12 protein-coding genes are annotated in these 12,405 nt (G+C 51.8%); 9 read left to right on the forward strand and 3 right to left on the reverse strand.

Translation table 11 applies throughout. The features are described 5' to 3' along the window. The first annotated feature begins 318 nt into the window (after window positions 1-318). Window positions 319-456 (forward strand): hypothetical protein, encoded by a 138-nt coding sequence (locus MKX70_RS20395; RefSeq protein ID WP_340785601.1) that lies wholly within the window; start codon window positions 319-321, stop codon window positions 454-456. Between the two features lie 132 nt (window positions 457-588). Here the strand turns inward: MKX70_RS20395 and MKX70_RS20400 are convergent, their stop codons facing one another. After that, complete coding sequence (locus tag MKX70_RS20400; RefSeq protein WP_039310083.1) at window positions 589-828, reverse strand: hypothetical protein; 240 nt, start codon at window positions 826-828, stop codon at window positions 589-591. Between the two features lie 181 nt (window positions 829-1,009). On the opposite strand from MKX70_RS20400, the gene MKX70_RS20405 reads away from it, so the two are divergent. Further along, a complete protein-coding gene (locus tag MKX70_RS20405) occupies window positions 1,010-1,678 on the forward strand; it encodes a hypothetical protein (protein ID WP_340840611.1) in 669 nt (222 codons plus the stop codon). On the opposite strand, the gene MKX70_RS20410 is transcribed toward MKX70_RS20405, so the two are convergent. Further along, the gene (locus MKX70_RS20410; RefSeq protein WP_340840612.1) at window positions 1,665-3,410 is read right to left on the reverse strand and encodes an alpha-amylase family glycosyl hydrolase; all 1,746 of its coding nucleotides are present in this window, start codon (window positions 3,408-3,410) and stop codon (window positions 1,665-1,667) included. The genes MKX70_RS20405 and MKX70_RS20410 overlap by 14 nt on opposite strands. 381 nt (window positions 3,411-3,791) lie before the next feature. Here MKX70_RS20410 and MKX70_RS20415 point away from each other — a divergent pair, with 381 nt between their 5' ends. The 7 genes from MKX70_RS20415 to MKX70_RS20445 all read left to right on the forward strand — a co-directional run bounded on the left by MKX70_RS20415 (window position 3,792) and on the right by MKX70_RS20445 (window position 11,284). Continuing rightward, entirely contained in the window at window positions 3,792-4,805 is a 1,014-nt protein-coding gene (locus MKX70_RS20415; protein ID WP_445323671.1) for an ABC transporter substrate-binding protein, read from the forward strand. An 83-nt stretch (window positions 4,806-4,888) separates the two neighbouring features. Then, window positions 4,889-5,668, forward strand: a complete 780-nt coding sequence (locus MKX70_RS20420) for an ABC transporter ATP-binding protein (RefSeq protein ID WP_340840614.1) — start codon at window positions 4,889-4,891, stop codon at window positions 5,666-5,668. 80 nt (window positions 5,669-5,748) lie between these two features. Then, window positions 5,749-6,501: an ABC transporter permease gene (locus tag MKX70_RS20425; RefSeq protein ID WP_445323710.1), complete on the forward strand. Its 753-nt coding sequence runs from the start codon at window positions 5,749-5,751 to the stop codon at window positions 6,499-6,501. A gap of 95 nt (window positions 6,502-6,596) precedes the next feature. Continuing rightward, window positions 6,597-7,586: an aromatic acid exporter family protein gene (locus tag MKX70_RS20430; RefSeq protein ID WP_340840618.1), complete on the forward strand. Its 990-nt coding sequence runs from the start codon at window positions 6,597-6,599 to the stop codon at window positions 7,584-7,586. A gap of 215 nt (window positions 7,587-7,801) precedes the next feature. Next, on the forward strand, window positions 7,802-8,824 hold the full coding sequence (locus tag MKX70_RS20435; RefSeq protein WP_042242696.1) for an HD-GYP domain-containing protein: 1,023 nt from the start codon (window positions 7,802-7,804) through the stop codon (window positions 8,822-8,824). A 244-nt stretch (window positions 8,825-9,068) separates the two neighbouring features. Further along, window positions 9,069-9,626, forward strand: coding sequence for an outer spore coat protein CotE (locus MKX70_RS20440; RefSeq protein ID WP_039310097.1), 558 nt, complete (start codon window positions 9,069-9,071; stop codon window positions 9,624-9,626). A gap of 230 nt (window positions 9,627-9,856) precedes the next feature. Further along, on the forward strand, window positions 9,857-11,284 hold the full coding sequence (locus tag MKX70_RS20445; RefSeq protein ID WP_340840619.1) for a putative amidoligase domain-containing protein: 1,428 nt from the start codon (window positions 9,857-9,859) through the stop codon (window positions 11,282-11,284). Between the two features lie 151 nt (window positions 11,285-11,435). Here MKX70_RS20445 and MKX70_RS20450 read toward each other — a convergent pair whose 3' ends face one another. Continuing rightward, on the reverse strand, window positions 11,436-12,233 hold the full coding sequence (locus MKX70_RS20450; RefSeq protein ID WP_042236927.1) for a GNAT family N-acetyltransferase: 798 nt from the start codon (window positions 12,231-12,233) through the stop codon (window positions 11,436-11,438). Between the last annotated feature and the right edge of the window lie 172 nt (window positions 12,234-12,405).

Raw genomic sequence — 12,405 nt, forward strand, 5'->3', positions numbered from 1 at the left:
CTTAAATATATATTTAATATTAACTATAGATAATATAGCATTTAATAAATTGTTTGTAAATATCCGTCGGATAATATTTTTATTTTGCCGACACAAACAGGCTTTTTTTTGCACAGATACCATATCTCCTGATCCAGGAATCCATTCACAGAAGAACCGTCAATATGTAGTAAGACTAATTTCGCAGCTGTTTGCAACAGCGATATTGGCTGGTTTAAGCCATCCGGGACCCGGTTATATAGGTGTTACAAGGAGACAAGGAAATGATTTCCTCTCTCTACAACAGGATTCCGATCCCATTCCAAAGGAGCGATTGACATGTCCATTGACCGGTTTATTATTAAGAAATTGGACAACTGTCACGAAGAGCATACCCGGCGCAACCTGGTGAAGTTGTTCAAGCTGCGGATTCAAAAGGCTGAGAAAGAAGAGAAACGGAAACTCAGGATTGGCTGAGGCAGAGCATTCACTGATCATACAGAGCATTATATAGAGAGGGCACATTCCTGGATGCAGGCGTGTGCTTTTTTGTATGGTTTTCACCGGATCTGCATCAAGTACATTTTCAGGCAAAAAAATATCCCTCTATTAATAGAGGGATAAAGCCAGTGAATCATTTTCACTATAACTGTGCAATATAGCTTCTGAGCCTTTAATTTCGATACTGATCAGAGAATTCAAACATTTCTGCAGGGCGTTTTTCCCCTTTTGAATTTTGAGCTCCAGTGTGCTGTTAAGCAGTCGAAGTACTTTTTGGGTAGGCTGTTTGTTTTCTGTTGTGAAATATACTGGTACAAGCTTGTTCTGAAATGTGATGAGCATTCTCATTTTGAAATCACCTCGCTAAAAGTATTTCATGGTATTGATCTTACCCTGCATTTCTTAATTTTACCTTAAAATTAGCTTATGATAACATAAAGATTGCAAGTTTTATAGTATTACCGTTTTTTGAAAGCCACTCATTGACAATAAATTTCAGATTTATGGGAATAGGGAAGGATATATGGATGTGAAAACTCAAGATGTAATCTGTTTAGCACAGTTTCTGTTCCCCGGTGAAACAGAGCGGAAAGTGGTGGCGGATATCCTGCAGACAGTCTCTGGCACAGTAGGGATTTGCAGGGTGAAGTATTTGGAAGGCGAAACTTCGCAGGATGTATGCATGCAAATACATAAAGATAAAATAGTTGTTACCGGTATACTGGAAGAAGACCCCTTCGGTTATGAATTGAAGGAGCCAAGTGAGATGAAGCGCGCCTGTTATTATCTTTTTAACTGCTTTGAATATGCAGAGACCCGCATGGTGTCTGTTCCTGCACTCTTCCTGTCCAGAAGCAGGTATGAGGAGATTAAACAACAAGCAGGGTCCTGCGGTTTGTATATGCTGGCTGAGTACCTGGGGGAGGAGACAGGTGATTTGGCCAGTTCAACTGAACTGGCCAAGGTTATGTTAGGCCCGGAAATGACCGGAGAACTGCGGTTATGCTCCCGAACTGGCAGCGGCTGGAGCCTTCAGCAGGCTTCATATTTTGAGAACGCTGCTGGCGGCTGGCTCCTTCGGATGAGCTCCGAGCCCGCGCGGGACTATCTGATCGCCGCTCCGCTCACGAAGGCGGAGCTGTGCTGCGCCTTTTATGAGTGGGTCATGCATTCTACTCCGATTTTTACTCCAGAATAACTGTTGTGTAAGCAGGAAGTGTGAGTCCGCCGCTGCCGAGTGCAGCCTTGCCTCCAACTGTCCGGAGGATACCAGCGTATATAATGCCTCCAGTTCCGCTATGAAGCTGCATCGTCTGTGCCGATCCCGTTAAGTTATGAATAACAAGGACCTGCTGCCTGGCGGTTATCCGTTCATAAGCCATAATTCCCCCGTTCCCGGAAGGGTAATCACGTATGTCCCCGTCTCGCAGGGCCGGCACCTCTTCCCGCAGCTGAATAAGCTCACGGTAGCGCACCAAAAGTGAACCCATGCGCGATTGCTGGCTCTCTACATCGGCCCCGGGATTCGCAGCGTTATTGCTGCCCGGCTCCCACGAAGTCTGACCTGTATCCAGTCCGTCCGGCGTCCATTTCATGGGCTCGCGGATGCCTTCATCCGGCTTCACACCCAGCAGTCCGATCTCTTCCCCATAATAGATAAATGGATTACCCGGCAGGGTCAGCAGCATGGCTGCCGCCATTGCGGCATGATCTGGCTGATTCTCAAGCTGGCTCATGACCCTGTTCTGATCATGATTGGTCAGGAAAATCGCATCTGTGAAAGCACTGCCTGAGAGTTGCGAATACAGCTTGTAGGTCCGTTCCAGCGTGAACGCGGCTCCGCTGTCTTTCTCCGTTTGAGCCGAATGGACCAGCGTTTCAGCAAGCCCGAAGTTAAATCCGGAATTGAAGGCCTGATCTAGATAGGCCCCTACGGACACAGCGGAATTCTCCCAGACCTCACCTACAATATAAGCCTGCGGATTCACCCCGTTCATGGCTGTGCGGAATTCCTGCCACCAGGCTACATTCTTGGCTGTTGTCGCAGTGCTTTTGTCCGAAAGAAGATCCTCATAAATATGCTTTGCAGCATCCAGACGGAACCCGTCGACGCCTTGTTCCAGCCAGTAGGTACCGATGCTCTTCATTTCCCGGCGGACCTCAGGATTATCGAAGTTGAGATCCGGCATTCCCTCCCAGAAAGTCCCCATATAATGGCTTCCCCGCAGAGCATGCCACGGACTGCCGCTGCCGGCAGCACTGGTTCCACTGACCGGGCGGTTCTGATCTTCTGCCCAGATATACCAGCTGCGGTATTGGCTGCCTAGATTCCTGGCTGAATCCACAAACCAGGGATGAGCCTTGGACGTATGGTTCACCACCAGATCCATAATTACCTTGATGCCCCGTTTATGTGCCTCCTTGATCAGTGTCTGCATATCTTCGAGCGTTCCATAGTCCGGATTAATACTCCGGTAATCGGTTACATCATAACCGTGATAGCTGGGCGAGGGGTTAACCGGCATCAGCCATATTCCTCCTACACCCAGATCCTCATGGGTCCCCGGGTCGCCGTCATTTAAATAATCCAGTTTCTCCGTGATCCCCTGCAGATCACCGATACCATCCCCGTCAGAATCGTAGAAGGAGCGGACGAAGATTTCATAAAATACGGTGGAAAGCTGCTCGTCTACAGCTGCATTCGGATTAGCGGCAGGTTGCCCAGCGCCGTTGTTCTGTATTCCTGTCCCTGATTCCGGTTCTGTACTGTGAACGGGGGAGGAAGGTTGTGCGGATGAGACACCGGCAGCTTGATTTCCGCCTGTGCGCGCAGTACTGCTGCAACCGGCCAGCAGCACCGCAGCCAGGCCAGTGATTGCTAAGGCATGCACCAAACGGGTTGTTGGCATAACTGATGAAGAACGAGACATAGAATTAAAACTCCTTTCAGGCATTCGGGATATTTCGCTTCATTATATGTAACTTCGTAAGCGCTTTATTGTTACATCTTATTGGAAACTCTACTATTGGTAAAACGTTTGCACAACCTGAATATTGATATATACGGTCATAGGATCGGTTTTGACCAAGTTAATCTGGAGTTATCGCTTTAATGCTTTGATTTAGTCTGTTTTATTACCTGATATGACCATTATATTAATGCCTATCCGGAAAATCGACCGAAAATATATACAAATCGCTTTATAGAATGCAGTTTTTTTGTGCAAACGATAGCAATACAGGTCTTTAACCTTTCGGCGGGCAACCGCATATGCATAGAGCAAGGGCGAAAGACCCGGGAAGAAAGGAGAATGAAGATGAATCTCAAGAAAAAACTGTCATTGCCGCTCATGATGATTGTCATGTGTTTTGCAGTACTCGCCGGGTGTGGCGGTGATTCGGCTGTAGTGAAGGTGAAGATCGGTGAGGTTACCCGCTCCGTGTTCTACGCGCCGGAGTATGTGGCGTTGTCCCAGAATTTCTTCAAGGATGAAGGGCTGGATGTGGAGCTGCAGACCATACCGGGCGGGGATAAAACGATGACGGCGCTGCTCTCCGGAGCTATAGATGTAGCGCTGGTCGGTTCGGAAACTTCGATTTATGTGTATCAGCAGGGAGCGGATGACCCTGTGATCAATTTTGCCCAGCTCACGCAGCGGGATGGAACATTCCTATTCGCACGTACACCGGACAGTACTTTCACATGGGACAAAGTTAAAGGGTCAACCTTCCTGGGCCAACGGCAAGGCGGCATGCCGCAAATGGCCGGCGCATTTACCCTCCTGAACAAGGGGATTGATACCACCAGGGATCTGACACTGATTCAGAATATTGATTTTGCCAATATTGCCGGCGCCTTTGCTTCCGGGACAGGGGATTATGTACAGCTGTTTGAACCGCAGGCATCGATCTTCGAGAGTGAAGGAAGGGGCCAGGTTGTCGCTTCATTCGGTGTAGAGAGCGGTTATCTCCCGTATACCGTCTTCATGTCCAAGGAGAGCTACATCAGCAAAAACAAAGACACGGTGCAGAAATTCACCAATGCCATCCAGCGTGCACAATTGTGGGTGAAGAATCATAGCGCGGAAGAAGTCGCCGATGCGGTTATGCCTTATTTTGATAAAACGGACCGGAATATTGTCGTCTCTGCCATCAGCCGCTATAAAGAACAGGACACCTATGCGGTAAACCCGGTTATTGATGATAAAGAATGGAACAATCTGCTTGATGTGATCGACAACGCCGGTGAGCTGAAGGAACGTGTCCCTTCGAGCAAGATTGTGGATAACACTTTTGCTGAAAAAGCGGAGAGCAGCATTAAGTAAGATGTGGATGCTTCCGAAGCGAGTTTTGCTGCAAAGAAGAATCGAAGATGTGATTTTTACGCAAAACTTTTAGGAGGGCTGATATGCTTCCAGTAGTGGAGTTGAAGGAAATCACGCACGCCTATCTGGGAGACCGCGAGGCTTCGCTTGCGATCGAGGATTTCAATCTCAGCGTGGGCCAGGGTGAGTTCGTCAGCCTCGTCGGGCCCAGCGGTTGCGGCAAGACGACGCTGCTGTCGATCATTGCCGGGCTGCTGCGGCCCTCTCGTGGCGAAGTTTTGCTCAGCGGACGCTCAGCGGATGGGCCGTCTCCTGAAGTAGGCTATATGCTGCAGCAGGATTATCTGTTTCCCTGGAGGAGCATTCAGGATAATGCACTGCTTGGCCTGGAGCTGACCGGAAGGCTGGATGAAGAGTCGCGCAGCAAAACCCTGCAGCTACTGGCCGATATGGGGCTAGCGGGCAAGGAGCTTGCCTTTCCGGCTCAGCTCTCGGGCGGAATGCGCCAACGCGTCGCTCTGGTGCGGACGCTGGCGACAGATCCCGGCCTGCTGCTGCTGGATGAACCGTTCTCCGCGCTGGATTACCAGATTAAGCTGCAGCTGGAGGATCTGGTCTCGGAGACGCTAATGCGCCGGGGAACAACGGCCATTCTGGTTACTCACGACCTGTCTGAGGCGATCGCCGTCAGCAGCCGGGTCATTCTGCTCCAGCGGAATCCTGGAAGAATCCGCAGGATTTTTCAGGTTCCGGAAGCCATCCGCAGTACCCCGCCGCTGTATGCGCGGGACTTGCCCGGATTCGCGGAGCTTTTTCATGAAGTGTGGAAGGAAATGGAGCTGGCAGGGAGGGAAGGCGTGTGAAGAGCGAATTGCCCGCAGAAGTGGCGGCCTCCCGTGCACTTTGGCTGGAACAAAAGCATGCGGACTACAGGAAGAAGAAGCTGCGCCGCAAGACTCAGGTTCTGATCGTAAGAAGCAGTATCCTGATCCTGTTCTTTGTGCTCTGGGAAGCGGGGGCCAGGCTGGGCTGGATCGATGAACTGCTCTTCAGCTACCCGACGAAAGTGTTCCGGCAAATTTGGGATGACATGGTCAGCGGCAGTCTTTGGCCGCATCTGGGGATGACTGTAGGAGAGACCGTAGTCGGATTTATTCTCGGAACCCTGCTAGGGACGCTGCTGGCTGTGATCATCTGGTGGTCGCCTTTTCTGTCTGCCGTACTTGATCCTTATATGGTCGTCTTCAACAGTATGCCGAAGGTTGCGCTGGGTCCGATCTTCATTGTTATGTTCGGCGCCGGTTTCACTGCGATTGTGGTCACCACGTTATCCATTACGGTGATTATTACCACTCTGGTAGTGTACAACAGCTTTTGTAGTGTGGACCCGAATCTGGTTAAGGTTGTCCGGTCATTCGGCGCTACCAGAGTGCAGGAATTCAACAAGGTTATTCTCCCGGCTTCCTTTCCCACGGTAGTCTCCACACTGAAGGTGAATGTCGGGATGTCTTGGGTCGGTGTCATTGTAGGTGAGTTTCTGGTCGCGAAGTCAGGGCTGGGATATCTGATTATATATGGCTTTCAGGTATTCAATTTCACCCTGGTCATGTCCAGTCTGCTTATCATCGCCGCGGTGGCTACAGCTATGTATCAGCTGGTCGTTTATGTGGAGAAGCTAATATTGTCGAAGCGGTAAGAACAATGTAATATTGTGTCTCCCGGCAAAATCTTGTACCATGACTATATCTTTACCTGAATATTGAAGCTGAACTTTGTAGGAGAGGTATTAACATGGGATTTCGTATTATCAAAACGGCGGCTGCAACTCTGCTGTCCATTCTGCTGGCAGCCGCCGCAGGTATTCCCAATGCGCAAAGCGCGGGACTGCTGGCTATTCTCGGGGTGGAAACGACGCGCAAAAGGAGTCTCCGCACGATCACGGCACGCTTCTTTGCCTCTCTGGTGGGACTCTTTTTGGGTTGTATTCTCTTTTTTACCCTGGGCTTTCATTATTGGGTTCTCGGACTGTATGTACTGTTTGGCTTCCCGCTTATCGTCAAATCCGGCTTCAAAGAGGGGATTGTCACCAGCTCCGTTATTGTGTTCCGTGTTTTTGGACAAGCTGACATTACCGTTCACATCCTGCTGCAGCAGATTGAGCTGCTGATTATCGGCCTGGGTTCGGCCGGACTCGTCAACTTCATCTATATGCCGCAGACCGGAGGCATGATTGCCGGGATCCGCAAAGAGGTGGACAGCTATTTCTCGGTTATCTTCCGGCAGATTGCCAGAACCCTGCGTGATCCGGCGTATGTATGGGACGGGAAGGAACTGATCGGAGCCGGTGAAGCGGTGCAGAAGGGTCTGACCGCGGCTTCGAGGGAGATGGAGAATCATGTGATCCATCCGGATGAAGCCTGGAATGTGTACTTCTACATGCGCAAGGAGCAGCTGGAATCGATCCAGAATATGATGCAGCTTCTCTCTCAGGTATACCGCCAGCTGCCGCATGGTGATATGGTTGCGGAGCTGTTCGATCAGCTTAGCGGCGATGTGCTGGCCGAGGAATATACAGGCCGGACCGAGAAGCTGCTGGATGATCTGCAGCAGGAATTTCAGCAGATGGAGCTCCCGGATTCCCGTGAGGTCTTCGAGATCCGCTCCGCTATTCTGCAGTTATGCCGCGAGCTTGCGCTCTATCTCAAAATTGCCAAACGCTATAAAAGTCCGGTCGATCCGAGGCCGGTGAAGGACAAGCTGCCCGCAAAGGGAAATGCTTGAGCAGGAAGGTAAATATGTCTCAGGTATTAACATTACGGTGTGAATTAACGATAAGATATATAAGCACTTAAAGTGAGCTTATCTCTATAGCTATGTTCATTTTCTGTGCGGGACAGATAAACACATTTCAGGATAAGATTGTACATGAGGCCGCGAAGCTTCCAATTACAGCAGCGGTTCACTCCGGTGGACGGCTGCACTGGCAGGTGAGGAACATGAACAACAGCAATGAACAATATATCGGCAAACAGCTTGCAGCCAATCTTTTTAATCATAGCGGTGTGTTTGTTCTGCCGGCGATGACCTTATTAAGCGGGGAGCATATCCGGCTGATCTCCCAGCACAAGATCCTCTTAGAGCCGCATGATGTGTTTCAGGTGGACAACGCGGCATTCTATCAGCTGGCTGTGGATGACTGCACAGCAGCGATGGAGAGCATTTTTGATCAGCTCCGCTATACCAAGACCAAAAGGCTGCCGATGATTGAGATCCGAAATGAAGTCATTCCTTTTATCCAGCAGGTAAGTGAGAAGAACGATTTCTATGGAATATTGGCTGCACTGCAGTCTAAGGATGATTATACATACAGGCATAATGTTGCGGTTGGTATTATCTCCACACTGCTTGGCAAATGGCTGAAGCTGAAGCCGGAAGAGCTAAGCATGCTGACCATCGCAGCGACTCTTCATGATATCGGCAAAATTATGATTCCGGCTGAAATTCTCACCAAACCCGGCCCGCTGAGTGTGGAAGAACATGCGCTAATGAAGAAGCATACCACCTTTGGATATGAAATGATCCGGGATACCGTGGGCACCACTCACATGCAGGCGCTTGTTGCGCTGCAGCATCATGAACGGATGGACGGCAGCGGCTACCCCTTTGGTGTGCTGGGGCACCGGATTACCGATTTCAGCAAAATTGTTGCGGTGGCGGATATTTTTCATGCGATGACCTCAGACCGCTTCTACCGCACGGCCGCCCCTTTGTATGAGGTGCTCAGGCAGATGGATGATAATGTCTACGGCAAGCTGGACCCTTATATCTGCAGCGTGTTCATCAACAAGCTGATGCAATCGATGATCGGCAATGAGGTACTGCTCACAGACGGACGGATTGGCAAAATCATAATGATTCTGGCCCATGATCCGTTGCGTCCCCTGGTGAATATCGATGACGATTTCATTGATCTGAGCCGTCACAGGCAATTGGGTATTGTGCGTGTAATTCCGCAATAAGCACAGGGTGCAATATCGTAATACGAAAAAAAGGTAGCGGTTCCCCATATTTTGGGGAAGGGCTACCTTTTGTTTTTTCGGAGGCGGGACTCATAACTGGCTAAATTCAGCAATAAAATGAAGCAGGAGGCTTAATTAGACTCTCACGAGGGCTTACCCAAATTTATTTCTACTCTAACAATCAACAAATGCCCAGAACGTGCATACACTTGATAGTGAATGATTGTATGGAGGAGGTTCAAAGATGTCATTAAGCCATAAACGTCAAACAAGGGAGATCATTACGAAGGCAATTTGCGGCAAAGGTCGTAAGTTCTCTACCGCAACCCATACCGTGACTCCGCCACATCATCCGACTAGTATTCTGGGGGCTTGGATTATTAACCACCAGTACGAAGCGGTTGCCGCCGGGAACGGAATCGAAGTAATCGGTACTTATGATGTGAACATCTGGTACTCGTACGACAAAAACAAGCAGACCGAGGTTGCCAAGGAAACGGTCTCCTATGTGGAGCTTATTCCATTGTCGTATCTGGACCCGAGACACCGTGCTTCCACGGCACAGGTCTCTGCGGAGGCAACGCAGGAACCCAATTGTGTGGAAGCCGGGGTATCGCCGGGCGGCGGCAGTGTGACGCTCCGGGTGGAACGGGAGTTCGAGGCGGAGCTGGTGGCTGAGACCAAGGTCCGCGTGTATGTCAGCGATCAGAGTGATGATCTGGAAGACAAGGATTATGATTTTGACGGCGAGAGTTTTGATTACGATGATCTGGACCCTGACGCCCTGGATGATGAGCTGTAAGGAAGGAATACGCCGCTGCCTTTCTGTTACTGTGTGGGTTATGATCCATTATATGATGAGAGGGCAGCGGCGTAGAGGGCGAATGCCCTCTTTTTTTTAAAATATTTTGGGGTTAGGTTTCAGCACCAAAAGCTTCATCTGCGTACTGCTGAAGGGCGAGCTATCCGGTCATTAGGATGGTGCAGCTGTAGGCGCTGCATGAAGAATTTCTGATGGGCGGTGGCATAAGGATGAACGAAGGGCTTAACTTATTCCTTCAGCTGGCACCGGAGCAGATTATGCGCAGACTCCGGCGCTGCGGGATTGAAGCGGACCCGGGGGCTATCGGCAGACCTGCACGGCGGAAGGATGCAAGTGAGAGTCATACATATTCCCATGGACAAGACCCCGCTAGTTACAGGCAGCACTACCGGGTGGGTATTTTCAATCTGGCTGTGCTGGAGTGCCAGCCTCTGGGTGCAGGAGCGGCTATGAATGCTGCTTTTTTGGGGCCGGGGAGAGGACGGGGTGGTTATAGCGGAGCGGGTGATGACGGGGATGGCGAGAACGGTAGTGGTGGAGCGGGTGATAGCGGGAACAATTATGGCGGAGCGGGTGGTGGCGGCAGTGAAATGCGCGGGGTGGCAGGAGTTGTCCGTGTAACGGCGGTCCGGGCGTTGTACAGCCTGGGGCTGGACAGCGGCGAGGTGGAACTGCGGGCCATGGGCGGGCGGCGTTATGTGGTGACGGGCATCAATCCGTTGATGCCGGTTCCCGGCAAGCCGCTGCCTGAGCCGTACCGGACAGCCTCGCGGGAGCTGGCCCGCTCCCTTGCCCTTGAGCAGCCAGGCCGTGCCGGGCTGCTTATGGGTATGGACCCGGAGTTCATTCTGCTCCGGGAATCCACGGGCCGCGTCGTGCCGGCGTCGCGGTACCTGCCCATGGACGGCGCCGCGGGCTGCGACGCCGGACCCCCGGGAACGCGCGGCGTGTTCCCGGTGGCGGAGCTGCGCCCTGCGCCGCGCGGGGAACCGCGCGCGCTGCTGGCGCAGCTGATGTCCGCCGCGCGCGAGGCGGACCGGCTCATTACAGACCGCTCGCTCCGCTGGCGGGCGGGAGGCATGCCGCTGCGGGGCTGGGCCCTCGGCGGCCACCTGCACTTCAGCGGCGTGACGCTGTGCGCGCCGCTGCTGCGCGCGCTCGACAACTATCTCGCGCTGCCCATGCTGCTGCTCGAGGACGTCCGGGCTGCGGCCCGGCGTCCCCGCTATGGCGTGCTCGGCGATTTCCGGCGGCAGCCGCATGGCGGCTTCGAATACCGGACGCTGCCGAGCTTCCTGGTGTCCCCGGTCATCGCCAAAGGCGCGGTCTGCCTGGCTCACCTGATCGTGAGCCATTATGAAGAGCTGCCGCTGCGCCCGCTCGACCGGGAGAAGCTGCATGCCGCCTTCTACAGCGGCGACAAGCAACCGCTCCGCGAAGCCTGGCCTCCCCTGGAGGCGCAGCTTCGCGCACTGGGCGGCTACGCAGCCGCCGCCAGCTACATAGAGCCGTTGCTGCGCTCCATAGCCGCGCAGCAGACCTGGGACGAGTCGCGTGATATCCGCGGCTTGTGGTGCGGCAGCGCCCCGTCAGTCTCCGGGACGCCTCCTTCGAGGCCCGGAGAATCGGTTCAATAGGGCATGCAAAATGGCAGACAGCCGCCGGTCACGATTCCTCCGTACCACAGGGTGCGGGAATCCGTGAACACGGCGGCTGTCTTTTTGAGAGATGCATAAAGGGGTTGGTATTCTGAACGCTATATGTGTTCTCCAACCTTCTTTGATCTGCTTATATGTACAGCATCGACCAGTTGCCGATATCGCGGAATCCGAGCTTCTTATAGATAAGTCCGGCTTGCGGGTTGTTGTAGAAGAGGCACAGCGATTTGCTTTCCTCCAGGATATCGGTGCATAAGCGGGCAACCAGGCGCGTAGCCAAACCTTGTCCTCTGTAATCAGGATGCGAAGCTACAGCAACAACCATAGCCGACATGGAGTTTTCTGCTGCGGTTGATGCTGTCACTACAAGCCGGCCGTCTTTTTTGGTGAAATAGGTGCGTCCGGTCTTACTCTCCAGTGTTTTACTCAGGGTTTGCCGCGAATCCGCCGAGTTGTCTGAGAATTCATCAATCCGGTCCGTAAGGGTACAAATATCTTCTACATCCAGAACCGTCGCACGTTGAAATTCTCCCGGGGCGCAAGCCGCCTTATGGAGCTGCTCATTCATTTCTTTAAGCTCGGCAAAGTACATCTGCTTCTCTGTGCGGAAGCTCAACACCTCGCAGAACTGATTCACCACTTCAGAAGAGCCGGAGAGCATTTCCGCCTTCCCGCCTTTTTTTAGCACCTCCGCGAAACCCTCCACGTCAAAAGAACCATCCGCATAACACAAATAACTTCCGTAATAACGCATCATAACCGCTTTGATCCGGCTATCCGGTTCATCCATCTCGCCCCATAATTCCATAAAGTCTTGTTCAACCCCGAAATTCTCCAAGTCGCCAATCATAAACAAATTTAAGGCCGGTTCTTTGAGAAGCAGTGCCATCAGCGGATCGCGGTCGGCTTCATTTAGCTTCCGTATCACGAATACTTCCTCCTTTTAGCAGATAGAGTGTACTGTTAATACTATAGATAATATTATAGGATAGGGTTTCTTGAAAATATAATTTCGTTCAAAACACCTACAGCGTGCGTAAGGGAAAGCCATGCCTACCGTGAAATCATCTTCTGCCAATCGTGAGAATAGGTTCGCACCA

Source organism: Paenibacillus sp. FSL R7-0312 (assembly GCF_038004445.1).
GTDB lineage: Bacteria > Bacillota > Bacilli > Paenibacillales > Paenibacillaceae > Paenibacillus_AQ.

What these genes read in the sequence shown, in the direction of transcription:
- MKX70_RS20395 (WP_340785601.1), top strand. Translation starts at nt 319, where the DNA reads ATGTCCATTGACCGGTTTATTATTAAGAAATTGGACAACTGTCACGAA.
- MKX70_RS20400 (WP_039310083.1), bottom strand. Translation starts at nt 828, where the DNA reads ATGAGAATGCTCATCACATTTCAGAACAAGCTTGTACCAGTATATTTC.
- MKX70_RS20410 (WP_340840612.1), bottom strand. Translation starts at nt 3,410, where the DNA reads ATGTCTCGTTCTTCATCAGTTATGCCAACAACCCGTTTGGTGCATGCC.
- MKX70_RS20415 (WP_445323671.1), top strand. Translation starts at nt 3,792, where the DNA reads ATGAAGATGAATCTCAAGAAAAAACTGTCATTGCCGCTCATGATGATT.
- MKX70_RS20420 (WP_340840614.1), top strand. Translation starts at nt 4,889, where the DNA reads ATGCTTCCAGTAGTGGAGTTGAAGGAAATCACGCACGCCTATCTGGGA.
- MKX70_RS20430 (WP_340840618.1), top strand. Translation starts at nt 6,597, where the DNA reads ATGGGATTTCGTATTATCAAAACGGCGGCTGCAACTCTGCTGTCCATT.
- MKX70_RS20435 (WP_042242696.1), top strand. Translation starts at nt 7,802, where the DNA reads ATGAACAACAGCAATGAACAATATATCGGCAAACAGCTTGCAGCCAAT.
- MKX70_RS20440 (WP_039310097.1), top strand. Translation starts at nt 9,069, where the DNA reads ATGTCATTAAGCCATAAACGTCAAACAAGGGAGATCATTACGAAGGCA.
- MKX70_RS20445 (WP_340840619.1), top strand. Translation starts at nt 9,857, where the DNA reads ATGAACGAAGGGCTTAACTTATTCCTTCAGCTGGCACCGGAGCAGATT.